Source organism: Candidatus Eremiobacteraceae bacterium, assembly GCA_035710745.1.
Lineage (GTDB): Bacteria > Vulcanimicrobiota > Vulcanimicrobiia > Eremiobacterales > Eremiobacteraceae > JANWLL01.
Genome location: DASTCX010000004.1, coordinates 198,057 through 223,671, shown reverse-complemented (window position 1 = coordinate 223,671; position 25,615 = coordinate 198,057). Strand labels below are relative to the sequence as shown.

The 25,615-nt window shown below is 65.7% G+C and carries 24 protein-coding genes; 12 read left to right on the top strand and 12 right to left on the bottom strand.

The genetic code is table 11. From position 1 onward, the window contains the following. The first annotated feature begins 4 nt into the window (after nt 1-4). The 6 genes from VFO25_02155 to VFO25_02130 all read left to right on the top strand — a co-directional run bounded on the left by VFO25_02155 (nt 5) and on the right by VFO25_02130 (nt 5,491). A complete protein-coding gene (locus VFO25_02155) occupies nt 5-826 on the top strand; it encodes a hypothetical protein (protein ID HET9341704.1) in 822 nt (273 codons plus the stop codon). An 87-nt stretch (nt 827-913) separates the two neighbouring features. Next, complete coding sequence (locus VFO25_02150) at nt 914-1,357, top strand: hypothetical protein (protein HET9341703.1); 444 nt, start codon at nt 914-916, stop codon at nt 1,355-1,357. A gap of 73 nt (nt 1,358-1,430) precedes the next feature. Then, a complete protein-coding gene (locus VFO25_02145; protein HET9341702.1) occupies nt 1,431-3,125 on the top strand; it encodes a hypothetical protein in 1,695 nt (564 codons plus the stop codon). Nucleotides 3,126-3,200: 75 nt separating this feature from the next. Next, nucleotides 3,201-3,995 (top strand): hydroxymethylpyrimidine/phosphomethylpyrimidine kinase, encoded by a 795-nt coding sequence (locus tag VFO25_02140; protein ID HET9341701.1) that lies wholly within the window; start codon nt 3,201-3,203, stop codon nt 3,993-3,995. A 36-nt stretch (nt 3,996-4,031) separates the two neighbouring features. Next, nucleotides 4,032-5,042, top strand: coding sequence for a tryptophan--tRNA ligase (gene trpS / locus VFO25_02135; GenBank protein ID HET9341700.1), 1,011 nt, complete (start codon nt 4,032-4,034; stop codon nt 5,040-5,042). A gap of 107 nt (nt 5,043-5,149) precedes the next feature. Next, nucleotides 5,150-5,491, top strand: coding sequence for a hypothetical protein (locus tag VFO25_02130; GenBank protein HET9341699.1), 342 nt, complete (start codon nt 5,150-5,152; stop codon nt 5,489-5,491). Nucleotides 5,492-5,499: 8 nt separating this feature from the next. Here VFO25_02130 and VFO25_02125 read toward each other — a convergent pair whose 3' ends face one another. The 9 genes from VFO25_02125 to lysA form a co-directional block, all read right to left on the bottom strand. Further along, a complete protein-coding gene (locus tag VFO25_02125) occupies nt 5,500-6,471 on the bottom strand; it encodes a TIGR01777 family oxidoreductase (protein HET9341698.1) in 972 nt (323 codons plus the stop codon). A 64-nt stretch (nt 6,472-6,535) separates the two neighbouring features. After that, entirely contained in the window at nt 6,536-7,723 is a 1,188-nt protein-coding gene (locus VFO25_02120; GenBank protein ID HET9341697.1) for a pyridoxal phosphate-dependent aminotransferase, read from the bottom strand. 210 nt (nt 7,724-7,933) lie between these two features. Continuing rightward, nucleotides 7,934-9,796, bottom strand: a complete 1,863-nt coding sequence (mrdA, locus tag VFO25_02115) for a penicillin-binding protein 2 (protein HET9341696.1) — start codon at nt 9,794-9,796, stop codon at nt 7,934-7,936. After that, a complete protein-coding gene (mreD, locus tag VFO25_02110) occupies nt 9,793-10,368 on the bottom strand; it encodes a rod shape-determining protein MreD (GenBank protein HET9341695.1) in 576 nt (191 codons plus the stop codon). Before mreD ends, mrdA begins: the two co-directional genes overlap by 4 nt. 2 nt (nt 10,369-10,370) lie before the next feature. After that, entirely contained in the window at nt 10,371-11,189 is an 819-nt protein-coding gene (gene mreC, locus VFO25_02105; GenBank protein ID HET9341694.1) for a rod shape-determining protein MreC, read from the bottom strand. Further along, complete coding sequence (locus tag VFO25_02100; protein ID HET9341693.1) at nt 11,135-12,241, bottom strand: rod shape-determining protein; 1,107 nt, start codon at nt 12,239-12,241, stop codon at nt 11,135-11,137. Before VFO25_02100 ends, mreC begins: the two co-directional genes overlap by 55 nt. 4 nt (nt 12,242-12,245) lie before the next feature. After that, nucleotides 12,246-12,833 (bottom strand): Maf family protein, encoded by a 588-nt coding sequence (locus VFO25_02095; GenBank protein HET9341692.1) that lies wholly within the window; start codon nt 12,831-12,833, stop codon nt 12,246-12,248. Then, complete coding sequence (locus VFO25_02090; protein HET9341691.1) at nt 12,826-13,242, bottom strand: DUF3465 domain-containing protein; 417 nt, start codon at nt 13,240-13,242, stop codon at nt 12,826-12,828. The genes VFO25_02095 and VFO25_02090 overlap by 8 nt, the downstream gene beginning before the upstream one ends. Beyond that, nucleotides 13,242-14,534 (bottom strand): diaminopimelate decarboxylase, encoded by a 1,293-nt coding sequence (gene lysA / locus VFO25_02085; GenBank protein HET9341690.1) that lies wholly within the window; start codon nt 14,532-14,534, stop codon nt 13,242-13,244. Before lysA ends, VFO25_02090 begins: the two co-directional genes overlap by 1 nt. Before the next feature lie 67 nt (nt 14,535-14,601). Here lysA and VFO25_02080 point away from each other — a divergent pair, with 67 nt between their 5' ends. Continuing rightward, nucleotides 14,602-14,793, top strand: coding sequence for a hypothetical protein (locus VFO25_02080; protein ID HET9341689.1), 192 nt, complete (start codon nt 14,602-14,604; stop codon nt 14,791-14,793). A 7-nt stretch (nt 14,794-14,800) separates the two neighbouring features. Here the strand turns inward: VFO25_02080 and nadD are convergent, their stop codons facing one another. From nadD to rpmA, 3 genes are all read right to left on the bottom strand, one after another. Beyond that, nucleotides 14,801-15,403 (bottom strand): nicotinate-nucleotide adenylyltransferase, encoded by a 603-nt coding sequence (gene nadD, locus VFO25_02075; GenBank protein ID HET9341688.1) that lies wholly within the window; start codon nt 15,401-15,403, stop codon nt 14,801-14,803. Next, nucleotides 15,400-16,659 (bottom strand): GTPase ObgE, encoded by a 1,260-nt coding sequence (gene obgE, locus VFO25_02070; GenBank protein ID HET9341687.1) that lies wholly within the window; start codon nt 16,657-16,659, stop codon nt 15,400-15,402. Before obgE ends, nadD begins: the two co-directional genes overlap by 4 nt. Before the next feature lie 120 nt (nt 16,660-16,779). Beyond that, the gene (rpmA, locus tag VFO25_02065; GenBank protein ID HET9341686.1) at nt 16,780-17,067 is read right to left on the bottom strand and encodes a 50S ribosomal protein L27; all 288 of its coding nucleotides are present in this window, start codon (nt 17,065-17,067) and stop codon (nt 16,780-16,782) included. Nucleotides 17,068-17,322: 255 nt separating this feature from the next. Here rpmA and VFO25_02060 point away from each other — a divergent pair, with 255 nt between their 5' ends. The 5 genes from VFO25_02060 to smc all read left to right on the top strand — a co-directional run bounded on the left by VFO25_02060 (nt 17,323) and on the right by smc (nt 25,614). Beyond that, entirely contained in the window at nt 17,323-18,531 is a 1,209-nt protein-coding gene (locus VFO25_02060) for an inner membrane CreD family protein (GenBank protein ID HET9341685.1), read from the top strand. 85 nt (nt 18,532-18,616) lie between these two features. Next, nucleotides 18,617-19,597, top strand: a complete 981-nt coding sequence (locus VFO25_02055; GenBank protein HET9341684.1) for an alkaline phosphatase family protein — start codon at nt 18,617-18,619, stop codon at nt 19,595-19,597. A 488-nt stretch (nt 19,598-20,085) separates the two neighbouring features. After that, the gene (fabF, locus tag VFO25_02050; protein ID HET9341683.1) at nt 20,086-21,336 is read left to right on the top strand and encodes a beta-ketoacyl-ACP synthase II; all 1,251 of its coding nucleotides are present in this window, start codon (nt 20,086-20,088) and stop codon (nt 21,334-21,336) included. After that, nucleotides 21,326-22,075, top strand: coding sequence for a ribonuclease III (rnc, locus tag VFO25_02045; protein HET9341682.1), 750 nt, complete (start codon nt 21,326-21,328; stop codon nt 22,073-22,075). Before fabF ends, rnc begins: the two co-directional genes overlap by 11 nt. Further along, entirely contained in the window at nt 22,066-25,614 is a 3,549-nt protein-coding gene (smc, locus tag VFO25_02040) for a chromosome segregation protein SMC (GenBank protein ID HET9341681.1), read from the top strand. The genes rnc and smc overlap by 10 nt, the downstream gene beginning before the upstream one ends. Nucleotide 25,615: the final 1 nt, after the last annotated feature.

Below are 25,615 nucleotides of genomic sequence, written 5' to 3'. Positions count from 1 at the left end.
GACCATGGCACTTGCGGCCGCCGGGTTTATCGCATGCCTTGCGTGCGCCTTCGGAGCAGCGCGAGCAGTGGCTGCCGCGCCGGCGCCGGACCCACGCGCCGTCGATGCGGTAAAGCGCTACGTCACCGCGCTCGAGAAACCCGATGCGGATACGGCCTATCGCCTTTTGACGCCGGCGCAGCAGCACTATTTCGGCAATTCGCGAAACTTCGCTTCGAACTACGCCGCGACGCGCTATCGCATCGTCTCGTTTTCGATCGCGAAAGTGACGATGCGCAGCTCCGCGATCGTCGAGGTCGACGTCGCGCAAACAGCGTCGTTCTACGACATCGCGAACGAGAAGACGTCGACGGCGCAAATCACCGAGCCGTATTTCGCGCTGCGCGCGAACGGCACGTGGGGCGTGAAAGAGATATATGTGCCGTGGAAGTCGTACGCACCAAGCGCGCAGGCGTCGGGCGGCGGCATCACCGTCGTCGTCGACCGTATCGAGTTCTTCGACCGCCGCATCCGCGTGTATTGCACGCTTCGCGATCTCGGCTCCAAGCCCGTACAAGTGTTGCCGCTCTCGCGCAGCACGATGACGATCGCAGGGAAGACGGTCGCGGCGATCAACACCGCGGACTTCCCGCTCAACGACGAGCAGTTCTTCGAGGGCGCCCGCGTGTATCCGATGCACCAGGGAGTCGGGTACATCAATTTCCCGTTGCCGTCGCGGACGGATACGGCCCTTAAGGCGACGATAATCATCGGACCGGTGGTCGCAGACGGGGCGTCACAGCCGGCGTTCGTCACGATCGGTCCGCTCGATCTGCGCTCGTGGTGATCGTGCGCAGAGACGCGTCCCGGAGGATTCGTTTTACGCCTCTACGAAGCCGCACGCGCCCCAAGACGCGCTTTGAAAGGCACATCGATGCAGGCATCGCGGCGCCGCTCCATCATCGTCGCAGTCGTCGGCGTGGCCGCGACTTCCATGGCGCTCGCCGCGTGTGGCGGTCTCGGCGTCAACCTCAAGTCCGGCACGACCAACCCGACGCAGGTCGCGATCACCGCGAGCAGCGGCGTGACCGTCAATCCGTATCCACTCCTCGTCGGCCATACCGTCCTCTTCGTCGCACATCCGTCGGCGGGCAACAGCACCAACTACAACGTCACCGTGCCGGTCAAGTGGGATTCGAGCAATCCGCAATCGGTCGTGCTGCTCGAACCGGATTGCGTCTTCACGCATCCGTACGCGGGCGAGCAGACGGCGACGATCTGCGTCTGGGCGAATACGCTCGGCAAGACGACGGCGAATATCGACGCGATCGCGAGCAACGGCGCGCTCGGCACGATCGGGGTTTCGGTCACGAACTGACCGCGACGCGTTATCATCAGGGCAACTCCGGGCCGGGCGACCGGTCCGTTTGCTTTCAGGAGACCCAAAAGACGTGATCTGCGCTCTAACAACAGCCGCCCTCATCGCCGCCGCGAAGCCCGCGCCGCCGGCGCCCGCGTCCGCTACGCCATCGCTGGCGATCGTTTTCCGCGTCGCTCCGCCCGCTTCTGACGACGAGTCGCTCGCCGCGGCTGACGTCGCGTTGCGAGCGCCGGAAGAGATCGGGGAGCCGATCCGCGCATTGCGCGGCCACCCGCACGCGCACCTGACGTTCGCCATCGAGCCTGCGTACTTGAGCGCACTCGATCGCGCGGCGGCGGGCGACACCGCGCTTTCCGGGTCGCCGAGCGGCGCAGCCGCATCGAGCGCAGCGCAGCCGATCGCGCTGCTCGTGATACTCGCACGTCACCGACCGCTCGAGTCCGCGATCGCGCGATCGCGCGCCGGATCGCAGTATCTGACGTTCGCCACCGCGGCCGCAAACGTCGCGCGAGGCGATCGGTCGGTCGCGTTTTCGGCGCAAGATCTTTCGAACTTCGCCGCGACCGACGCGGCCGTCGTCCTGTCGGAGACCGGCATGCCGCAGCCGGAGTCGTTTTCGCCGCCATCCGCGATCCTTCGAGCGCTCGCGGATGCGGACAAGGCCGTCGCGGATGAACTGCGCGCCGACGTCCGGTCGGGCGCCGTTGAGATCGCGGCGACTCCCGACGACGAACCCGTTCTGCCGCTCATCATCGACGCGGGCGGCACATCGGCCACCGACGCGCGCATCATCAACCTCGCGGCTGGGACCGATGCCGGAAAGGTGACGACCGGCGCGCTGCGCGCGGTGGCCGCATTCGCGCATCCCGCATCGGGTCTCGGCGTCGGGTTCTATTCGCCTTTCGGTGCGTACGATGATGCGACCGGTCCGATCATCAAGAGCGCCGGCGCCGCCTACGCGCTTTTCTCCGATCGGGTCGTGCGCGGTAGCGGCAGCGGTTCGCAAAGCGGTGTGGACGAGGCTGCTGCTTCATCGCTCCATGCGTACGCACTCACAGTCGATCGCAAGGTCACCCTGCCGGTGCTGTTCTGGAGCGAGGACGGAAGCGCGGCGGTTCAGACGGCGATCGGTTCGACCGGTGCGATGTCGCAACAGCTCATCGCCGTCGCGAGTCAAGCGGCGCAACACGCTCGCGGCGCCTCGGCAATCCTTGTCTTGCGGATCGATGCGGAGGGGCCGTGGTCGCAGCGCTCCGACGCGCGATCAGTCGTCGAGCGATTCGTCGGCACGATCGCTGCGGGCAGCGCGGGCGCACCGACGACGCCCGCGCAGTTCCTCCACGCGCATCCGGCGACGGCGAGCGCATACGGTTATCCGGCCGCAGCGGAGTCGGGGTCGCTCGGGCTATGGATGGGCTCGGTCGATCAGGCGTCGCTATGGCGCGCCCTTGCCGCGGCACGTACCGCTGCCGGCGGCGATTCGGCGATCGACAAACCGAAGGTCCGGCCACTGCTCGTCGCCGCGGAGTCGGGCGTCTGGTTCCAGTCGCTCGGCGATCCGATGGGCAGCGTCGTCGCCGGCCGGTTGGCGACATTTCGCGCGCTGATCGCCGGCATATATCGGGCAGTCGATGCGAAGGTGCCCGACAACATCGCTCCCGTCAAGGCCGAGACCGCCGGGCCGTCGCCCACTCCGGTCTCGACCGGGAGCCCCTCGCCGGGGTCCACCTCGCTGCCGATCCCGAAACCGAGCTCACAGCCGTAAGGGGGAGTTTTCCACAAGCCCTGTGGATATGTGGAGAACGCGCGTGCGAAAGGCGGCCGGAACCTGAAGCCCAGCGTGGTTTGCAGCATCGGTAGTACCGACCCCACCGCAGGGGCCGGCCTATTCCTCGACGCGGCGGTCTATTCTAGACTGAGGGCGGTTAGGGGCGTTTACGTCGTCGCGGGGATCACGGCACAGAACAGCAGACGGGTCGGAGGCGTGCTCAAAGCCCCGAGCGCTGCGATCGTATCCCAGCTCGATGTGATCCTGGAACAGGTGCGGCCAGACGCGATCCGCGTCGGCCTCATCCCCGGACGGCAAGCGTGTATCGCGGTCGCCGATCGGCTTCGCCGTTTGAAGAACCGGCCGCCCATCGTCATCGACCCAGTGATGGTCGCGTCGACGGGCGGGCGCCTTCAGAGCACACGCGCTCTCGAGGGTCTGCGCAAACTGCTTCGCGTCGCAGACATCGCGACTCCGAACGCTGCCGAGGCTGCGGCGCTCGCGTCGATGCGTGTCGTCGATGTCGCTGACGCGCAGCGCGCCGGAACGTTTCTGGCGAAGCGATACGGCTGTGCGGTGCTGGTAACAGGAGGCCACCTGCGCACCGGCGCGCGCATCGTCGACGTCCTCGCGCATCGCGACGGCAGCGTCGAGCGGTTCGCCGCGGCGCGACTTCGAGCCGACGCGCGCGGCACGGGGTGCATGCTCGCAGCGTCGCTCTCCGTCGCGCTCGCTCGCGGCGCAGATCTGCCGGACGCCGTCCGGTTCGCGCGGCGTTTCGTCCGTGCGGCTCTGGTTTCGGCGCGACCGCTCGGCCGCGGGCGGCGTCAGTTCGTCGCCGCGGGAGTCGGCCGCGCCGCAGTGTAAACCCAGCCGCGCGTTCATCGAAGGAGAGTTTGCACTTTGGTCGTCCAGCTCCGTGCGACGAAGACGGCGAAGAGGCGCCGCATCATGGCCGGCATGCGCCCGACGGGCCGCATGCACGTCGGCCATCTACTCGGTGCGCTCAATACGTTCATCGCTCTTTCGGAAGGCAACGACTGCTTCTACGAGATCGCCGATCTCCACGCGCTGACGACGAAATTCGAACGCAGCCGCGAGATCGCGGGCGACGTGCGCGAGATGGTCACCGACTGGCTCGCCGCCGGACTCGATCCCGGCAAGTGCACCATCTATCTGCAGTCCCACATCCCCGAGATAAGCGAGCTGGCGGTGCTGCTGTCGATGATCGTGCCCGTGTCGTGGCTCGAGCGGGTGCCGACGTACAAAGATCAGATCAATGCCCTCGGTCCGGAGATCGCGACGCACGGTTTTCTCGGCTATCCGGTGCTGCAGACGGTCGACATCGCCGCCTTCAAAGGCGAAGGCGTACCGGTGGGCCAGGACCAGCTGCCGCATCTCGAACTGTGCCGTGAGATCGTCCGCCGCTTCAATCATCTCTACGGGGCGGTGCTCGTCGAACCAGAAGCGATATTGTCCGAGACGCCGTACGTGCCTGGAACTGACGGCCGCAAGATGAGCAAGTCGTACGACAACGCGCTCATGCTCGCGGACGACGACGCGGCGACGATCGCGAAGGTCAAAGACATGTTCACGGATCCCGAAAAGGTCCGAAAGTCCGACCCCGGCCATCCGGAGACGTGTCCGGTGTTCTTCTTCCAGCAGATCGTCAACGGGCCGAACGCCGAATCGATCGCGCATCGCTGCCGCGCCGGACAGCTCGGATGCGTCGAGAACAAAGGCGATATGGCCGCGCACCTCAACCGCTTTCTCGCCCCGATCCGCGAGCGCCGTCGCGAGATCGAAGCGAGAGCCGGTTATGTCGACGAGATCATCGCCGAGGGGACGAAAAAAGCGCGCTCGATCGCGACCAGGACTCTCGCGGAGGTTCGATCAGCTATGGGTCTCGCATAAGCATCATGCCCACGCTCAAAGTCGGTCGTGCGCTCTTCACGTTCGGTCTGAGGGCACCGGCAAGAGACATCGTGACTGAGCGACGCGAGCTTGAATCGACCAGAGACGTGAAGATCACGATCGTCCGGACAGACGACGGCCTCGAAGTGCGCCGCATTTCACAGCCATCGGTGAGAATGTTGGAGTTCCACGCGTTCGTCGCGAGCTTGTCGGTTCTCATCGCCTACGAAGCGGTACGGCGATTCGGGCCCGACAGCGGACGCACGTTCGGCGTGGAAGTCACTTGCGCCGGCGCGTGCTTCACGTTCTTCGTGTGGTGGCTTAGGAGGATGCTCGTGCAGCCCGACACGATCGTTGTCGATCCGGCCGATCCCAACCGATATAGCTCAAGACGATTCGGAATGGTGCCGATCCGCGATCTGCGTCGACGAGCGTATAGCCGGCTGTAGCGCGAGGCCTACGACGCCTCGGTGTGGGCACGACGTACGAGATCGCGCGCCGCTTCCGGCCATGTCGGATACGTGAAGGTGAAACCGGATTCAAGCAGCCGCGTCGGGAGCACCCAGCGGCTCTTGAGGACGAGCTCGGTTTCGCTTCCCATTAGGAACGCTCCGACCCGAAGCATCGGCTCTGTCGCGGGTAGTCCGATCTTAACTCCCATTGCGTCGCGCAGTGCTCGCATGAAATCGCGGTTGGGCACGGGATTCGGCGAGCTGACATTGATGATGCCGTCGGTGTCCTCGCTAGCGATAAGGAATTCGATCGTGCGCGCAAGGTCGACATCGTGGACCCACGACACCCTCTGCGATCCGCTGCCATTCGCCCCGCCGAGGCCCTTGCGAACCAAGCCGCTCAGCAGCGCGAGGGTACTATGCGTGTAAGGCTCCATGACGATCGCCAACCGGAGGATGATCTTGCGGACACCAGGGGCGGCAGCGTCGACAAATGCGCGCTCCCACGCGGTCGCGACGTCGATGCTGAAGTTCCACTTCGCCGGTGCGCCTGGTTCATCGCCGCCAAGCTCGCCGGTCTTCTCGTCCTGCGGCCGGTCGAGCGCGTGGCGATAGATCGTCGCCGTGCTCGCGTTCATCCAAGTGCGTGGCCGCTTGTTCGCCGCGGCGATGGCTTGGCCGACGAGGCGAGTCGTCGTCGTTCGAGACTCGATGATGATGCGCCGATTCTCCGGCGTGTAGCGGCAGTTGACGCTGCGACCCGCGAGGTTGATGACGACGTCCGCGCCGTCGATTGCCTGCGCCCAATCGCCAAGCGTGCCACCATCCCATACGACCGTGCGCCACCGCGCGTTCCGAGCCGTCGATCGCGCGATAACAGTAACGTCATCGCCGGCCTCATGGAAGTGCTTAGCAAGCACCGTGCCTATAGAACCGGTGCCGCCTGGAATGACGACCTTGAGCCGAGAGCGTCCCATGTCGCCGAGCTTCGCTCGGCCTACTACACGGGCCGCGTGAAAGGCCGTGCGATAGGCCGCACGATCAGGCGCGGCGGTACGAAGCGAGCGCTTTGCGGATCCGCGACAGCGCTTCGCGCAAGTTCTCTTCCGAGTTCGCGTACGACAGGCGGATGAAGCCGCGACCGTTGGGGCCGAACGTCGAACCGCCGAGCACCGCCACGTTGCCTTCGTCGAGGATGTGCGCCGCAAGCCGGATATCGTCAGAGTCGACCGCCGAGAAATTCGGGAAGACGTAGAACGCGCCGCCCGGCAACTTGCACGTGACGCCCGGGATCTGATTGAGCCCTTCGACGAGCAAGTCGCGACGTCGCAAGAACTCGTCGCGCATCGCCTGCACCGGCTTGTCGTCGCCTGTCAGCGCCGCGATGCCGGCGTCCTGCACGAACGTCGCCGTGCACGACACCGTGTTGAGCATGAGCGCGCCGACCGCATCGGCGATGTATTTCGGGAAGACGCCAAAGCCGAGCCGCCAGCCTGTCATCGCCCACGCCTTCGAGAAGCCGTCGATGAGGATCGTCTGATCCGGAATGCCGCCGAGGCCGAAAAACGATGCGAACGGTGCGTCGTAACAGTGCCGGTTGTAGATCTCGTCGGTGATGACCAGCACGTCGTGACGTTTCGCGATCGCGGCGATGCCTGCGATGTCATCGGGCGTCAGGATGCCGCCGGTCGGATTATGCGGGGAATTGATGACGATGGCTTTCGTCCGTGGCGTGATCGCGGTTTCGAGCGCGTCGAGCTCGAGCCGGAAGTTCTTTCGCTCCAGAAGCGGCACCGACACCGGCACTGCGCTGACGTACGTGACGATCGACCGATACGCCGGATACGCGGGATCCGGGATGACGACTTCATCGCCCGGATTGAGCAGCGCCATCAGCGTCAGCGCGATGATCGGCTTCGCCCCCGGACTTACCACGACTTGATCCGCAGTCACGGGCACGCCGCGCGACTTCGTCACGTGCTTGGCGATCGCGTCGCGCAGCTCCATGATGCCGCTCGCGGGCGAGTAGTGCGTGCGGTTATGTTTGATCGAATCGATGCCCGCGTTCTTCACATGCTCGGGTGTGTCGAAGTCGGGTTCGCCGATCTCGAGGTGGATGATGTTGCGGCCCTGCGCTTCGAGCGCGCGGGCGCGCGCCAATACGACGAAGGCGCTCTCCGTACCCAAACGCCGCATCGAATCGGCGAGGGCGAACGTGGTGGTCGGCATCTTTGACGTCGGCTCCTAAAGCGTTTCCGGTGGGATAGTCTCAGGTTTTGGCGCACCTTCCGACGGGTCCTTGGCCACCCGTGACGGCGTGTGCAACGTCGCTCACACGTGCGGCCAAGAGCGTCGATAGGCACAATCAGGACGCGTGGCTTCGGTCGAGCTAAAGCTCGACCGCTACAAGGTCGACCGCTCCATCATCAATCGCGGATATCAGTCGCGGATGCCGGTGCCGTTCGGACCCGACGTCTTGAGATGGAAGTACGCCGTCACGATCGCCTGTGCGACCGGCGCCGCGTTCACCGCGCCGAAGCCGCCGCTCTGATCCATGAAGACGACGACCGCGATCTTCGGATGGTCATACGGCGCGAAGCAGACGAACCACGCGTGATTGCGGCCTTGCGGGTTGTCGACGGTCGGGAAGTTCTCAGCCGTTCCCGTCTTGCCGGCGTAATGGAAGCCCGGAATGTAGACGTTGTACGCGGTGCCGTAAGGGTCTTCGATCGCGCCGAGCATGCCCTCGCGGATGATCTGCAGATTCGATTCCGACACGCCGACATCGCCTTGCGGATGCGGACCGAAGCGCTTGACGATGCGGCCTTGCGGATCGCGCGCATCGGCGACGAGATACGGCGCATATAGCTCGCCGCCGTTCGCGACCGCGCCGACGACTCGGAGCATCTGCACCGGCGACGCTTCGAGATACCCTTGGCCGATCGACATATTTACCGTGTCGCCGGAGTACCAATCGTCCTTGACGACTTGTTTCTTCCACGCCGGCGTCGGCAACGTGCCGCTCGTCTCGCCCGGAATGTCGATGTTCGTCTTCTTGCCGATACCGTACGCCGCGGCGTACTTGTCGAGCCGCGAGATCCCAAGCTCGTTGCCGACCTGGAAGAAGAACACGTCGCACGAACGAGCGATCGCCGGCCGGATCGTCAACGTGCCGTGCCCGCCGCCGCGGTCGTCGTTGAAGATGAAGCCGTTGAGGTCGTACACGCCGCCGCAAAAGCGGGTCGATTCCTCGTCGAGCAGCCCGCTTTGCAGCGCGGCCGAGCTCGTGATGATCTTGAACGTCGACCCGGTCGGATACGCGCCGGATACGGCGCGGTTGAAAAGCGGCAGCAGCGGGTCGTTCAAATAGCCCGAATAACGCTTCCCGCTTATCCCCGCGGCGAAATCATCCGGATCGAAGTTCGGCTGGCTGACGAGTGCAAGCACCGCACCGGTATTCGGATCCTCGACGATCGCCGATCCGCCGACGCGATGGCCGATCTGCCCCTCGAGGGTTTTTATCTGCAGCGCCATTGCCGTTTCCGCCGCGCGCTGCAAGGGCCAGTCGAGCGTGAGGTCGAGATTGTCACCGGGGATAGCCGCGAAATCGCCGACGCTCGCGACCGCCTGCCCCGCCGAGTTGACCTTGATCTGCCTGCCGCCGGGCCTGCCGCGAAGCAGCGAATCGTACGTCATCTCGAGCCCGTCCTCGCCGATCGTGTCGCTCGGCGTGTAGCCTTTGCTCTTGAGCCGGTCGTATTGCGACTGCGAGATCTGCCCCACGTACCCGATCGCGTGACTCGCGAGCGTGCCGTACGGGTACTGCCGAACGGGCACGAGTTCGACGGACATGCCCGGCAAGTCATCGGCTCGCTCGGAAAAGCGGCCGACGGTCGCCGTGTTCAGATCGGCGGCGATCGTCACCGGTCCGAGCGGTATGGCAGCAGCGAGGTCGTCGAAGTTCTTGTAGGTGACGCCGTTCTGATGGAGCAGCCGCTGCCACAGCTGCGCTTCGGGAACCATGAGGATCGACGCCAGTTCGCGCATCTCCGCGTTCGGATCGTGGAGCTGCATCGGTACGACCTCGACGACGAACGACGGTCGGTTGCGCGCGATGACGATGCCGTTGCGGTCGTAGAGCAGACCGCGCGGCGCGGTCACCGGGATCGTCCGGAGCTGGTTGAGGTTTGCGAGATATTCGTAGTAAGCGCCATGTTGCAGCTGCGTGTCGGCGAGGCGCCACACAAGCACGATGAAGATGGCGGCGACCGCCAGGGCGAGCGCGACGATGCGCCGTTTCATCGCCGGCCGGTGCTCCGATGCGAGTACGCGCGAAGCGCGAGCAGGACGACGGTACCGACGGCCGCGTTGAGCAGGATGCTCCACACGAATTCGTGCGAGAGCGGGATGAACAATCCGCGTTCACCATCGATGAACTCGAAGAAGATGTAATTAGCGGCGTAGCGGATCGCCGTCGCGACGGCGAGCGCACTGAGGAAGACGGGCAGCGAATCCGAGAAGAAGCGGTTGGCGAGCAGTCCCGACCCGAATCCGGTCAGCGTCGCTGCGATCGTGTTCGCTCCGCCGCCGCCGAGCGCGTCTTCGAGCACGCCGAGAATGAGTCCGAGCCAACCGCCGGCGACGACGCCACAGCGAAGTCCCGTCCACACGATGAGGACGGTGACAAGGCTGAGATGCGCGCCGCGCAACGTGACGCTATGGAGCAGCGTGGACTGGAGAAGCAACGCGACGAGCCCGAGCACGAGCAGCACGGAAAAGCGCGGGGGGACCGACACCTCGGCGTCGACGGGAGCGCGGCGCGCGCGCGCCGGACCGCCGCGCAGCCGGAGAGAAGAGGAAGCGGAATCGTGCACGCTCACCTCAGCGGGAGCACGAGGACGTGCGTCAGCGAGGCGAAGTCGACGTCGGTGTCGAGGACGGCGCTCTGATAGAGCGCGCTGTCCTTGCGGTCGACCTCGCGGACGCGGCCGATCGAGATGCCGCCTGGATACACCTGGCCCTGGCCGGTGACGACCATGTCGCCGGCGATGACCTTCTTGTCTTGCCCGATGTACTTCATCTTGACGTGAAGCGACGTGCCGACGATGATCCCCCACGAGCGCGAACGCTGCAGGTACGCGGGCACCGAGCTTGTCGGATCGATGATGAGGAGGACGTGGGCTTCGTGCGAGCCCGCATCGATGACGTGCCCGACGAGACCCGCGCCGCCGACGACGACGCAATCGCGCTTGACGCCGTCGCGCCAGCCGCGGTCGATCGTGATCTCTTTACGCGACGCCTCCGGCGCATATCCGACGACGTCCGCTGCGACCGCGTTCGCGCCGTACGTCGAGCGTAAAGCGAGGAGCTTGCGCAAGTCGGCATTTTCGACCGCAGCCGCGTGGAGCGCGTCGTCATCGGCAGAGAGCTGATGGACCTTGTCGCGGAGCTGGGCGTTCTCCGAAGCGACTTTGCCGGCGTTCGAAAGGGCGAAGATCTCGCCCCCTATCGCATTGCCCGCTGCTGTGAGCGCAGCTTCGACCGGAGCGAAGACGGAACTCGTTATCTCATCGGCGATGGATTGCCGTCCGTTACGCGCGGCGTCGATCTCGAGCAGCGTCGCGACGGCGGCGAGGATGATCAGCGTGATGAATACGAAGAGCTTTCTCTCATCCCAGAACGAAGGAATCGCCACCACCTACCGATCATCGACTCGGGCGCCGGATAGAGCGCATCGAAAAGGCGCTGATCGCCGAGGATCGCGCCCGCACCCATCGCCACGCAGAGGAGCGGCGACTCGGCGATGCGCGTCGGGATCGACAAGACGACGCTCAGCGTCGCGGCGAACCCGGCGATCGCCGCACCGCCTCCGGCGAGCACGAGTCCGCGCTCCCCGATATCGCGCACCAATTCCGGGGGCGTCTGCTCGATGACAGCGCGCACCGCATCGACGATCTGACCGACAGGCTCTGCGATCGCGGCGCCGATGTCTTCCTCGCGAACTTGCAGCGTTCCCGGCCTGAGCCTGCGCAGGTCTTGTCCGGGTACGTTCGCCGGCGGACGACCGAGCGGTCTGCCGTAATATCCGTGCGAGATCTTGAGCGCTTCGGCGGTCCGTTCACCGATGAGAAAACCCCGGTTGGAGCGCAAGTACGTGACGATCGCTTCGTCGAGGCGATCGCCGCCAAGCTTGAGCGATCGACCGGTCACGAGGCCGCCGAGCGACAGCACCGCGATCTCCGTCGTGCCGCCGCCGATGTCGACGATCATGCTCGCGCCCGGTTCGAGGATCGGCAGCTCGGCGCCGACCGCCGCCGCGACCGCCTGCGGGATGAAGTAGACGCGGCCCGCACCCGCTCCCATGAGCGCCTCGCGCACGGCTTTGCGCTCGACCTCGGTCGCCGAGCCCGGCACGCCGACCATGACGCGCGGCGGGAAGAGCGGCCGGCCGCGCATCGCACGCTCCATGAGCTGGCGCACGAGCGCTTCGGTATACGCGAAGTTCGACACGACGCCGTTGCGCATCGGGCGGATGACTTGGATGTTGCGCGGCGTCCGGCCGAGCATCTGTTTGGCGCCCTCGCCGACCGTTATGACATCGCCCGTGTCGGAATTCACCGCGACGACGGTCGGCTCGACGAACCGAATACCATGTCCGCGGACGAAGACAGGCGTGTTCGCCGTGCCGAGATCGATGCCGATCTCAGGCGCGACCTTCGCATACAAGCGCTCGTACCATGAAGCCATCGCGTCAGTCGATCTCGTGGCCGAGCTCGCGCGCGGCGGCGTTGACGCGGGCGAGCGGCAGACCCATGACGGTGTAGAAATCGCCGTCGACGCGCTCGACGAGTAGCGCGCCTTTGCCTTGGATCCCATACGCGCCGGCTTTGTCGCGCGGCTCGCCGGTCGCGACGTATCGAGCGATCATCGCCTCGTCGAGCGCGGCGAACTTGACGCGTGACGACTCGACACCTGAAACGCTCTTCCCGCTCGCCCTGTCGACGAGCGTGAATCCGGTGTGGACGACGTGCCACCTGCCCGAGAGCGTGCGGAGCATGCGCTTCGCGTCTGCATCGTCGCGCGGCTTCGCGAGTCCCGTGCCGTCGACGTCGACGACCGTGTCTGCTGCGACGAGCAACGGGGGGCCGCCCGTAGCGGCTCCGGCGGCTTTGCCGAGCGCGTGACGCAGCGCGAGATCTGCGAGGCCGTCGGAAGCCATATCCTCGCGCTCTTCGTACGAGCTTCGGACGACGACGACTCGAAGACCGAGGCTTTCGAGAAGCTGGAGGCGCCGGGGCGACGCCGACGCGAGCGTCACCTCGCTCACGCGCTCACTCATACATGCGCCCGCCGACCATCACGAACCCGGCAGGGTGCCGGTTCGCGGGGTCGTGGTGCGTCCAATGGATGACCGGGCCGCTCGGGTCGACCTCGAGCACGCCCTTGACGACGACGTCGTCGCCTCTTTTCACGGGCGCTTGCGCGCCGACCGTGATGTTGTCCGCGACCAGGATGTCCTGTTCGGCCGCGCCTGAAGAGATGCGGATGTCGAAGTGCTCGTGCGCGCCGGTCTCCCCCCGCGACGTGTGCCCCACATGGGTCACGATGCCTTCGACGATGACTTCGTCGCCACTTCGGCCGCTTTGTATGTCGTCGAGCGCATTGGCATTGTCCGGGCGAACGCCCGAACCGCACGCGCCGGCGACGATCGCGACGGCGAATGCGATCGCTCGCAGCTGCAAGCGCATCACGCGTCCTCCGTGACGTCGAGGTCGAGCACGCGATCGAGCGATTCGCGCCGCGCTATGAGCCGCGCAGTTCCGCTCGCAGCGAGCACGACGGCGGGCCGGACGAAGCGGTTGTAGTTGCTCGCCATCGCGTACGTGTACGCGCCGGTGTCGGCGACGGCGAGCAGTTCGCCTTCGCGCGGATCCGGCAGCTCGACATCGGGGAAGAGCCGATCGGTCTCGCAGTGACGGCCGAAGATCGTGAACGTGCCTGTGGGCGGATCGGACGTTCTGCCGACGATCGAGACGCCGTAACGCGCGCCGTACAGTGCAGGCCGTGGATTGTCGCTCATGCCGCCGTCGACGATCACCGCATCGCGCCCGTCCGGCAGTCGCTTGCGGACGCCGATTCGATAGAGCGTCGTGCCCGCAGAAGCGACAAGCGAGCGTCCGGGTTCGACGTATAGACGCGGGCGGCAAAGCGGATAGTCGGCGAGGCGACGGTCGAGCGCGGCGAAAAGCGCATCCGCCCATGCCTCGGGCGTCGGCTCGGCGCTGCCGTCAGCGTCTCCGATCGCGAGACCGCCGCCGACGTCGACGATTTCGAACTGCACGCCGGTTTGGCGGTGCGCGATTTCGGAAAAATGGAACATGGCGTCGATCGCATCCGCGTAGGCCTGCAGATCGCGGATCTGAGAACCGAGATGGCAATGGATGCCCGACAAGCGCAATTCTTTTCGAGCCAGCGTCGCACGCACGGCGTCGATAGCCTGCGTGTCCGCGAGCGAGAAGCCGAACTTCGAAGCGGGCGCTGCGGTCTGGACGAATTCGTGCGTGCGCGCTGCGATCGAGGGATTAAGACGCAGAAGGACATCGACTCGCCGCGACGTGTCGCGCGCGAGATCGGCGAGCGCCGCGATCTCGCTCTCGTGATCGATGACGACATGACGGACACCGTGATAGACCGCGGCCGCGAGTTCGTCGCGCGTCTTGTAGCAACCATGCACGATGCAGCGGTCGGCCGGAACGCCGCCGCGAAGCGCGGTCTCGAGCTCGCCCAGCGAGCAGACGTCGACGTACAGCCCTTCCTCGTTCGCGAGGCGCGCGATCGCGGCGACGAGCAACGCTTTCCCCGCGTACGTGACGCACGCGTCCCGTCCTTCGCGCTCGAACGCCGCTCGAAAGCGCCGCATGCGTGCGCGAAGCCACACTTCATCGATCGCGAGCAGCGGCGTGCCGAATTCGGCGGCGAGCGTCGAAGCATCACAACCGCCCAACCGTTCGCCCACACGTTCGGAATTGTGGGTCGTCATACGTCCTTGTATAATGTGGGATGAGACTTCAAATGCTTGAGCGCCTCGTGCTCGTGCGAAAGGCCCCGTGAGTCCGATTCCAGACTTCTCGTCGCCGTCCGATTTCCTCAAAGCGCTGAACGCCGGCAGACATCAAGTGCGTGCCGCGGGCAACATCCGCGTGCTGTTGCTCGGCCTGGTCGGGCGCGCCGGCGCCCGCAAGCCGACGCGTCCCGTTGCGACGGGTACGTTCTCATTCCCCGCTTTGGGCACGAACTGAGCCGACGTCACCGATATAGCGAGCGATCCGCGATGTACCCGGCGACGACGTCGGGCACGAGATAGCGTATCGACCTTCCCGCTTTGACGAGCGCGCGGATCTCCGTCGATGACAGGTCCATGAGCGCGACGTCGACGATCTCGAAACGCGCGCGCAATTCCGGAGCGAGATCGCTGAGTATCGGCGCGAGTTCCGCGACGTCGACCCCCTCGCGCCGCGCGACGTAGAACTTCTCGAGCGTCTCCGCGACCTCGTCGAGCCGCCGCCATCGGCTGCGCGCGAGCGAGTCGATCCCGGCGATGAAGCAAAAGCGATCGTGCGGCCGCTTCTCGCGCAGCAGCGCGAGCGTATCCGCCGTGTACGCGGGCGCCGGCTGCTCGAGCGCCGTGCCGTCGAACTCGAAGCGCGTGTTGCGCGCGATCGCGAGCTGCGTCATCTCCTTACGGTCTTCCGCGGACGCGTGGGTCTCACGGTGCGCAGGCGAGCCGACCGGCATGAAGAGCACGGTGTCGAGCGCGGCGACGTCGGCGACGGCTTGGGCGAGGTGGAGATGGCCGATGTGGATCGGATCGAACGTGCCGCCGAGCAGACCTATGCGTTCGCCGCTCACGAGTGCGTGTACGCCCGATCGCCGACGCGTATCGTGTCGCCCGGCCTGGCGCCGAGCCGGTCGAGCTTCTTCCGAGCACCGCTGCGCGCGAGAACGCGATCGAAATACGCGCGCCCGTCGTCGGTCTCGAAGTCGGTCATCGCCGCGAGCCTTTCGATCTTCTCGCCGCTGATGCGGTAGCCATCGGGTTCTTTTTCGACGACGACGGTCGATGACGTCTTGGGTTCGGGCCGCAAGACCGGTCCGCGCGCCCGCTCTTCGGCCGCAGCTCTCGCGCGATCTTCGAGGATCGCTTCGTACGTCGCCGCCATGAGTTCGACGACGCCTTTTCGCGTCGCCGCCGAGATCCCGAACACCGGTTGATCGAGGGCGTCTTTCAGAGCGGCGAGCGTTTCGCGCGCGTCGGGCAAGTCTTGTTTCGAGACCGCGACGATTTTGCGCTTGCCCGCGAGGAGCGGGCTCCATGCCGATAGCTCGCGCTCGGTCGTCGCCAGCTGTGCGAGCGCCTCTTCGGGCATCAGCGCGCCGTCGACGAGGTGGATGAGAACGCGGCACCGCTCGACGTGCTTCAAGAAGCGATCGCCTAGCCCGACACCTTCGCTCGCGCCCTCGATGAGGCCGGGCACGTCGACAAGCACGAAGTTCGCGTCGATATCGACCCGGACGACGCCGAGTTGGGGCTCGAGCGTCGTGAACGGGTAGTCTGCGATCTTCGGCTTCGCAGATGACACCGCAGACAGCAGCGTCGACTTGCCGGCGTTCGGCGCTCCGACGATTCCGGCGTCGGCGAGCAGTTTGAGCTGGAGATCGAGCTTGCGCTCTTCTCCGGGCTCGCCTTTTTGCGCGAAGCGCGGTGTCTGGCGCGTCGAGGTCGCGAAATGCTGATTGCCGAGACCACCTCGTCCGCCGCGCGCGATGCAGACGCGCGCGCCCGCCTCGTCGAGATCTGCGACGAGCTCGTCATTCGAGAACACGAGCGTGCCGCACGGCACAGGGATGTCGATGTCGTCGCCATCCTTGCCGTGGCAGTTCGCGGACGCGCCATTCTCGCCGCGGCCCGCGTCGAAGCTGCGCTTGTGGCGGAATTCTATGAGGGTCGCGAGCTGCGGATCGGCCACGAGGTAGATCGATCCGCCGCGTCCGCCGTCGCCGCCGCTCGGGCCGCCGCGGGGGACGTACTTCTCTCGCCGGAACGCGACGACGCCGTCACCGCCATCACCGGCGTGGACTAATATGGAAGCTTCGTCGACGAACATTGGTGTCTAGCTACGAAATGTGGTATTCCGAGCGAAGCTCGGAAAAGAGATCGGCGCACGAAAAGACCCGCACGGTCATGCGGGCCTGCCGGATCTGACCTCGCTCGCGGACGTCGCCGGTCACGCCTCGACTGGCGCTGGCTCGACCGCGACGACTTGCTTGTCTTTGCCGCGTCGTGCGAACTTGACCGTGCCGCCGACCATCGCGAACAGCGTGTTGTCCTTGCCCATGCCGACGTTGGTGCCGGGGAAGAACCGCGTGCCGCGCTGGCGCAGGATGATATTGCCGGCCGCGACTGTCTCGCCGCCGAACTTCTTTAGGCCGAGCCGCTTCGAGTTCGAGTCCCGGCCGTTGCGCGACGAGCCGAGGCCCTTCTTGTGGGCGAAGCGCTGAAGATCGATTCTCATAAGGAAGGACACGATGTGAAACCCCAAGTCTGTGGGATGCGGGACGCATGTGAGTGCGCCGAGCGGTCGTAAAACGCCAACCGAGTATAGCAAAAGGCGGGACCGGGGTCAATTGACGCTGGCGCTTTGCCCACACTCGCACCGCTGTAGTTCGGCGCGAAATCGTGCGAATAGCGGGGCCGTGACCCCTTGCCTCACGGCTTACTTTGTGGTACAAAGTGAGCAGACCGAGAACTTTGTGAGGCAAAGTAAACGATGGCAGTGCGTCTCGTATGCATAACCGCGATCCTCATAGTCGCATGGATGTCGTGGGGTATCCTCGCCCAGGTCCTCGACAGTCGTACTCGACAAGCAGATTCCGAGCAGCAGACAGACCTCGGTGCCCTATGGGGTCCACAGCAGACGCAAAGCGCTCCGACCTTCACGGCCGCCGAAGGAAAGCGATTCGAGACGCTCCCGATCGACGCTACCGACATCAGCACGGACTTGGACCTCGAGCAGCGCCGAAAAGGTCTGCTTTGGCATAACACCTATCAAGTCGACTTCTCAGGTGATTACTCGGTCGTCGCTCCGGCGTCCGCTCGGAGCATAACGCTCGCGTTTCCGTTCCCTTCGCCCAATGCAATCTACGACGATGTCCGCGTCGTCGTCGATGGTCGCCTCGCAGCATTCACGACGACCACGGCGGCCGTCACGGCGGCGATCCGAGTCCGAGGCGATCAGCCCTTGACGGTGACGGTCGCCTATCGGTCGCGAGGCATCGGCAAGTGGGCTTATCAGTTCGGTGCGGGGATCGACGCGATCAAGAATTTCTCTTTGGCGATGACGACCAATTTCGATGCGATCGACTTCCCGTCGCAGTCGCTAGCCCCCACCCTCGAGACCAAAACCGCCAACGGGTGGCGCCTGAACTGGCGATATCAGGATCTGGTCTCGGGGTGGGGCATCGGCATGCAGATGCCCGAGCCCCTGCAGCCGGGTCCGGTCGCAGAACGGCTCTCGGCGTGGGCGCCGCTCTCACTCTTGTTCTACTTCTTCGTGATGATGATCTTGTGCACGACCAAGCGCATCGATCTGCATCCGATGCACTATTTCTTCCTCGCGGCGTCCTTCTTCGCGTTCCACCTGCTCTTCGCGTACACGGTCGACCGGATACCGCTCGGATGGGCATTCGCGCTCTGCGCGGCCGTTTCGATGTTCTTGACGATCACGTACCTGCGGATCGTCGTCGGCATGCGGTTCGCAGCGGTCGAAGCCGGGCTCGCCCAGTTCTTCTATCTCGTTCTGTTCTCGCTTGCGCTGTTCAACCCGGGGTACAGCGGGCTCGCGATCACGATCGGCTGCATCATCACGCTCTTCGCGACGATGCAGATGACGGCGCGGATCGACTGGAACCAGGTGTTCAGCAACGGCGGCGCCCGCCGAAGTCCAAATGCGTCGCCGGTTGCCTCAGGTCCGCAGTAGTCCACCCTGACCGACGGATCGAGCAACGTCCTACCGTCCATCCGCGTTTACGATTTGTTCAGGTAGTGCTACTATCATGGGGCCTATGAATCGAATCGCGCTTTTTGCCCTCGCGTCGGCGCTTGCCGTTTCCGGTTTGGCGTCGCCGGCACTAGCCTCAAAGCTCCCGCCGGCGCCGAAACACATCGTCATCGTCTTCGAGGAAAACCGCGATTACAACACGATCGTCAACGACAAGCGGCTCGCGGAGATGCAGGCGCTTCTCGGGCGCGGCACGCTTTTCACCGATTCCCACGCAGTCACGCACCCGAGCCTGCCGAACTACTTCGCGATCTTCACCGGGCAGACGAACACCGACGGCGATCACTGTTCCGACAAAGCCGACGCGGTGGGCGACCTGCCGGTCAACGCGGGGCTCAAAGCGCTCATGCCGACGATCGCGAGCGAGCTCATCGCTGCGCATCACACATTCGTCGGCTACTCGGAGGGACTGCCGAACGCCGGCTACGTCGGATGCTTCGGCCGCGGCGGACCGATCTTCGGCGCATACTACAAGCGCCACTCGCCGTGGGCGTTCTTCACGAAGGCGGGCCACCCAAGCCAGATCATCGCCGACACGCATGGGTATCTGCTCGACGACAGCCTTAATCAACCGTTCTCTGCATTTCCGAATCCCGATCACTATGCCGACCTCCCGACCCTGGCGATGGTGACGCCCAACGTGAGCGACGACATGCACGGCACGGGCCTCGGCGGGAGTTCGGAACGTCTCGCGATGGACGCCGACCAGTGGCTCGGCGTCAACATCCTGCCCCTCGTCGACTGGGCGGCCGACCCGAAGAACTCGACGCTCGTCATCTTGACCTGGGATGAGGGCGGGCATCACGCGCACGGCGACGCGAACCACATCCCTACGCTTTTTTTCGGCGCGATGACGAAGCAAGGCATCGATGCCGAGCACATCACGCACTACGACCTGCTCGCGACGATCGAACGATTCTACGGTTTGCCGCCGATGACGGCGAACGATAAGGCGGCGACGACGATCGCGGATTGCTGGCGTTGAAAAATCGCGAAAAACACTAGGAAAAGTGAACAAAATAGGGGCGCTGCACACCAGCGCCCCCTGCATCTTTACGGTTGACGAAATAACCTTACAGGTTACTTCTTTTTCTTTGCGGTCTTCTTCGCTGTCTTCTTCTTCGCGGCCATGATGTGAACGTCACCTCCCCACTGGTTTTCCGGGGCGCACGGGGCGTTACTGGACGCCTCTTTCTTCTTCCCGTCGTTTGCGGAGGACCGCCGGGTTTCGCGCGCTTCCGGGAGTACGGAGACTCCGAAAGGTCTACGAGCGGGAACCTTCTTTCCGTGAAGGATTCCCCCTTCTCAATTCATCGGCCGCTGTTTTTCAAACTTGAGCGCCGTCATCGGCTTGATCGATGCCGCGCATCGATAGCGACGTCGCGATGCGACGCATCGATCGCGCGCGACGACCGTTCGACGACGTCAAATGCGGCAGGAACCGCGCGCCGACAAACCTGATTACGAAGCATCATGCAGGCCCCCAGGCGCGTCGTCGTGACAGGACTCGGCGCCGTCACCCCGCTCGGCATCACCGTCGAAGAATTCTGGTCCAATGTCGCGGCTGGGCGCAGCGGCGTGGGACCGATCACGCTTTTCGACGCGAGCTCGCTGCCGACGAGATTCGCGGCCGAAGTGAAGGGCTTCGATCCGACGGCGCTCATCAACAAAAAAGACGCCCGCAAAATGGATCGCTTCACGCAGTTCGCTTTCGTCGCGGCGCAGCAGGCGCTCGTCGATTCGAAGCTCGAGATCACCGACGCGAACCGCGACGACATCGGCTGTATCATGGGCTCGGGCATCGGCGGCATCATCACGCTCGAATCCCAGCATAAAGTTCTGCTCGAACAAGGCGCCGACCGTCTGTCGCCGTTCTTCATCCCGATGATGATCGGGAACATGGCGCCGGGCATGATATCGATCGCGCTCAATATCCACGGGCCGACCATGACGACCGTGTCCGCTTGCGCGTCGTCGAACAACGCCATCGGCGACGCGTTCCGCGCCGTGCGGATGGGCGAAGCCGAAGCGATGATCTGCGGCGGGTCGGAGGCGCCGATCAGCCCGATCGCGGTCGGCGGTTTCTGCGCGATGCGCGCGCTCTCGACGCGCAACGACGATCCTGCGACGGCGAGCCGCCCGTTCGACGCCGAGCGCGACGGCTTCGTCATCTGCGAAGGCGGCGGCGCGCTCGTCCTCGAGGAGCGGACCGCGGCGATGAAGCGCGGCGCGCGGATCTACGCGGAGATGATCGGCTACGGCCAGTCGTCCGATGCCTACCATATGGTCGCGCCCGATCCGGACGCGCGCGGCGTCAAGCTCGCGATGATCCGCGGACTGCGCGACGCCGGCATCAAGCCCGACGAGGTCGGCTACATCAACGCGCACGCGACGTCGACCGGTCTCGGCGACGCGTCGGAGACCCAGGCGATCAAAGCCGTCTTCGGCGAGGGTGCGCAGAAACTGCCCGTGAGCGCGAACAAGTCGATGTTCGGTCATGCGCTTGGAGCGGCCGGTGCGCTCGAGGGCATCTGCACGGTACTCACCCTCGAACGCGGCATCATCCCGCCGACGATCAACTACCACACATTCGACCCCCAGTGCGACCTCGATTGCGTGCCGAACGTCGCGCGCAAGGCCGACGTCGACGTGGCGATCTCGAATTCGTTCGGCTTCGGCGGCCACAACGCCGTGCTCGTCTTCAAACGGCACGTTGACGCATAATCTTTCGCGGCGCCGGACGCTTCGATCGTTCGGCAAGCGCGCCGGCCTGCGCGAAGCGGCCAAAGGCGCCTGCGAACTGCTCGACATCGCGCTCACTCACGACTCGTACGCGCACGAACGCGCAAGGCCGGGAGCGGCGGCGATCTCGAACGAGCGGCTCGAATTCCTCGGCGACGCCGTGCTCGGGCACGTGGTCGCGCGCGATCTCTACGAGCGATTTCCAACCGAGCCGGAGGGCTCGCTCTCGCGCCGGCGCGCATCGCTCGTATCACGTGAAGCGCTCGCGCAAACCGCGCGCAGGCTCGACGTCGGTCCGCTGCTCTTGCTCGGAAAGGGCGAGGCGGCGGCGGGCGGCGAACGGCGGCCGAGGGTCCTCGCTGGGGTCTTCGAAGCGCTCGTCGGCGCCGTCTATCTCAGCGAGGGATTCGTCGCGGCCGAAGCTTTCGTCACGCGCGAGCATCTGGCGTACGCCCAAACGCCGGATGGGTCGGACCCGAAGACGGAGCTGCAAGAGTACGCACAGGCGCGTTTCAAACACGCGCCGGTGTACGCCGTGACCGGCGAAGCCGGACCCGCGCACGCGAAAGCGTTCACCGTCGAGGTCACGGTCGGCGGCAAGGTGATGGGAACCGGCACGGGAGCGACGAAGAAACAGGCGCAAGCGCGAGCCGCGGCGCAGGCCTTGAGTATGATCCCGAAGCGGATCCGGCGGCGACGGGGAACCGAGCTATCTACCTAAAGAGCATCGACCTCTTCGGCTTCAAGACGTTCGCCGAGCGGACGCGCCTGGTCTTCGAACCGGGCATCGCGGCGATCGTCGGCCCCAACGGCTCGGGCAAATCGAACTTCGTCGACGCCGCGCGCTGGGTGCTTGGCGAGCAGAGCGCCAAGCAGCTGCGCGGCGCCCGCATGGACGAGGTCATCTTCGCGGGGAACACGCACCGCCGGCCGCTCGGCATGGCCGAGGTGACGCTCACCTTCGACAACGCCGACGGCACGCTGCCGATGCCGTTCGCGGAGATCGCGGTCACGCGCCGCTGCTACCGGACGGGCGAGAGCGAGTACTTCCTCAACCGCACGCAGGTCAGGCTGCGCGACATCATGGACCTGCTGCTCGGCACCGGCCTCGGTCCGGATGCATCGGCGATCGTCTCGCAAGGTCAGATCGACTCGATCCTCTCGGCGAAGCCCGCCGAGCGGCGCGAGCTTTTCGAAGAGGCCGCGGGCACGAGCAAGTATCAGGCGCGCAAGCGCGAGGCGCAGCGTCGCCTCGAACAGACCGAAGCGAATGCACTGCGCGTCAACGACGTCCTCGCCGAGATCGAGCAGCAAGTGCCGGCCATCGAATCGCAGGTCCGGCGCGCGAAGCGATATCGTAAGGCGACGCAGCTGCTCCGCGACCTCGAGATCCTTTCTTACGTCCGAAAGACGGCCGCGCGCCGCGAAGAGCGCGCGAAGCTGACGGACATCCTCGCATCGGACGATGAGCGTCAAGCCGGTGAGAAGGCGCAGCGAGAACGCATCCAGACCGAACTCAACGAGACGCGCTACGAAGAGTATCAAGCGACGGTGGCGCTCGACGAGCGGACGGCGGCGTACTCCGAGACCGCCGCGCTCGTCCAATCGGCCGCGACCTCGCATGCGGCAGCGCAAGCCCGGGCCGAGGACGCGGAGCGCCGCTGTCTCGACCACGCGCGCGACGCCCGCGGCGCCGAGCTCGCGGTGCAGACCGCGACGCAGCGGATCGAAACGCTCGTCCGAGAGCTGGCCGCATCGCGCCAACGGCGCGACGACGCGCTCGCCGACGCCGAACGAGCCGCAGCTGCCGAACGTACGGGCTCCCAAGGGTGGGAGGCAGCGTATTCGGCGCTTCGCGCCGTCGAAGATCGGCGTGCCGCCGCGGCCGCCGACGCCGCGGAAAGCGACACCGCTTCGCAGGCTGCCGCCGCTCACTGCGAACGGCTCGTCGAAAACGTATCGCATCTCGACGGCGAGGCGCGGGCAGCCGACGCACATCGCGACAGCATCGCAAGCCGGACGTCGGAGCTGCGCGCGACGACCGACGAGCTCGGGCGCAGCATCGAGGCGCTGAGCAAGGGCGCCGTCGACGCCGCCGCACTGCGTGATGCGCGGGGAGTCGAGGTCGACAAAGAGCGCGCGTCGGTCGAAGCAGCGCGCGCGAAAGTCGTCGAGCTGAGCGCACGGCTCGCCGCACACAAAGAGTTCGAGGAAGCGGGCGCCGGCGTGCCGCCGGGCGTTCGCGCCGTCACCGCCGTGAGCGAGTCGACGCTGCACGGAGCCATCGGTACGATCGCCGACTTGATCGAGGTAGATGCGGCGTACGCGGCGGCGATCGACGTCGCGCTCGGCAGCAAAGCGCACGATGTTTTGACGAAGACGTCGGCCGACGCGAGGGCCGCGATCGACTATCTGAAGAGCAAGCGCGCCGGGCGCGCGACGTTCAGGCCGCTCGACCTCGCGCGACAGCGGCCGCTGCCGCTCGCGCCCGACGCATCGAAGGCGTCGGGGTTCGTCGGCAAAGCGATCGATCTCGTGCGTTGCCGCGCCGACGTCCGCGACGCGATAGACCACGCGCTCGGCGACGTCGTCATCGTGCGCACGCTCCCCGACGCGCTCGCGCTCGCGCAAAGCGCGCCCGACACCGCGGTCGTCACGCTCGACGGCGAGATCGTCCGCGGAGCCGCCATCACCGGCGGAACGGGGGATGGCGAAACAGGCCCGCTCGCGCGTCGCGTGTTGGCCGAAGAACTGCGCCGCGAGCGCGACGCCGCCGGCTCTCTCGTCGATGAAGCGGAAAAGCGGTTGGCCGCGGCGCGTGCGGCTGTGGCGCTGGCTGCCGCAGACGTCGAACGCGCAGCCGCCGCCCGCGTCGATGCCGAGCTGCAGCGCAGGGACGTGCGAAGCGCGCTCGATCACGCCGCCGAAGAGTCGGCCGAGATCGAAGCATGCCGTAACTCGCTCGCGAGCGCGATGGTCAAGGCGAAAGCCGATCTCGACGCGGCGCGAGCAGAGGCCAAGCGCTACGACGAGCGCTCTCGCGTCGCGCGAGAAGCGGCTGCGAAGCTCGAGTCGGATCGCGCCCGCGCCGCCGCCGATGCGGACAAGCTGCAATCGGCGCTCTCCGGCCTCCGCGATGCGCATCGCACGGCCGCCGCCGAAGCGGCCGCGCTCGTCGAGCGAGTCGCTCAGGCGGGCGACGACGTCGAGTCGGCTCGTGCCGATCTCGCCGCAAGCAAGATCGCACAAGAAGAGCGAGCTGCGGCGCTCGAGGGCGCGCGAGCCGAGCGCGATTCCATGCGCACCGATGCCGCAGACCTCTCGCGAAAGAAAGTCGAAGCCGAAGGTCAGCTGCAAGAAGTAGAAGCCCAGGTCCAAGCGCTGCGCGCGAAGCGCGACGAGCTCGGCGCACGGGCGAGGGCGGCCTCCGAAGCGGCCGACGCGGCACAGGCCCGCGAACGAGAACGTTCGCTCGAGGAGCAGAGGCATCGCATCCGCCTCGCGGAGATCGACGCGGAGCTGTCGCTCCTCCAAGAGACGTTCGCCCAGAATCCGGCGACCGACCAAGAGTGCACGGCCGTCGGGGAGCGGCACAAGAATTTCGAAGGCGAAGCCGATACGGAGATCCGCCGGCTGCGTGATGAAGTCGGGCGCCTCGGCAACGTCAACCTGAACGCTCTCGAAGACCAAGCCGCGCTGCTCGAGCGTCGCGAATTCCTCCGCGGCCAGCTCGCGGATCTGGAGAAGGCGCGCGAGAGCATCCTTTCGGTCATCGCCGAGATCGACGCCGAGTCGCTGCGCCAGTTCAACGAGACGTTCGACAAGGTCGCGGTCGCGTTTTCGGAGACGTTCGCGCGGCTGTTCACCGGCGGCGTCGGCAAGATCTGGCTCGCGGATTCGCTCGATCCCACCGAAGCGGGGATCGAGATCGCCGTGCAGCCGCCGGGCAAGAAGATGCAAAGCCTCAATCTGTTGTCGGGCGGCGAGCGTGCGATGACGGCGGTCGCGCTCATCTTCGCGATACTGCAAGTGCGGCCGAGCCCGTTCTACATCTTCGACGAGATCGACGCGGCGCTCGACGAGGCGAACATCGGCCGCTTCGGATCGCTGCTCCGCGAGCTCGCCGACCGCGCGCAGACGATTATCATCACGCACAACAAAGCGACGATGACGCTCGCGGACCGCATCTACGGCGTCACGATGGGCGAGCCGGGCGTCTCGAACATCCTGTCGCTCGCGCTGGAGCAGGCGAGCGCCTGAC

Coding starts and splice junctions, on each gene's coding strand:
- VFO25_02155 (HET9341704.1), top strand. CDS start 5: ATGGCACTTGCGGCCGCCGGGTTTATCGCATGCCTTGCGTGCGCCTTC.
- VFO25_02150 (HET9341703.1), top strand. CDS start 914: ATGCAGGCATCGCGGCGCCGCTCCATCATCGTCGCAGTCGTCGGCGTG.
- VFO25_02125 (HET9341698.1), bottom strand. CDS start 6,471: ATGGGACGCTCTCGGCTCAAGGTCGTCATTCCAGGCGGCACCGGTTCT.
- VFO25_02120 (HET9341697.1), bottom strand. CDS start 7,723: ATGCCGACCACCACGTTCGCCCTCGCCGATTCGATGCGGCGTTTGGGT.
- mrdA (HET9341696.1), bottom strand. CDS start 9,796: ATGAAACGGCGCATCGTCGCGCTCGCCCTGGCGGTCGCCGCCATCTTC.
- VFO25_02100 (HET9341693.1), bottom strand. CDS start 12,241: ATGGCTTCATGGTACGAGCGCTTGTATGCGAAGGTCGCGCCTGAGATC.
- VFO25_02095 (HET9341692.1), bottom strand. CDS start 12,833: ATGAGTGAGCGCGTGAGCGAGGTGACGCTCGCGTCGGCGTCGCCCCGG.
- VFO25_02090 (HET9341691.1), bottom strand. CDS start 13,242: ATGCGCTTGCAGCTGCGAGCGATCGCATTCGCCGTCGCGATCGTCGCC.
- lysA (HET9341690.1), bottom strand. CDS start 14,534: ATGACGACCCACAATTCCGAACGTGTGGGCGAACGGTTGGGCGGTTGT.
- obgE (HET9341687.1), bottom strand. CDS start 16,659: ATGTTCGTCGACGAAGCTTCCATATTAGTCCACGCCGGTGATGGCGGT.
- rpmA (HET9341686.1), bottom strand. CDS start 17,067: ATGAGAATCGATCTTCAGCGCTTCGCCCACAAGAAGGGCCTCGGCTCG.
- VFO25_02060 (HET9341685.1), top strand. CDS start 17,323: ATGGCAGTGCGTCTCGTATGCATAACCGCGATCCTCATAGTCGCATGG.
- VFO25_02055 (HET9341684.1), top strand. CDS start 18,617: ATGAATCGAATCGCGCTTTTTGCCCTCGCGTCGGCGCTTGCCGTTTCC.
- fabF (HET9341683.1), top strand. CDS start 20,086: ATGCAGGCCCCCAGGCGCGTCGTCGTGACAGGACTCGGCGCCGTCACC.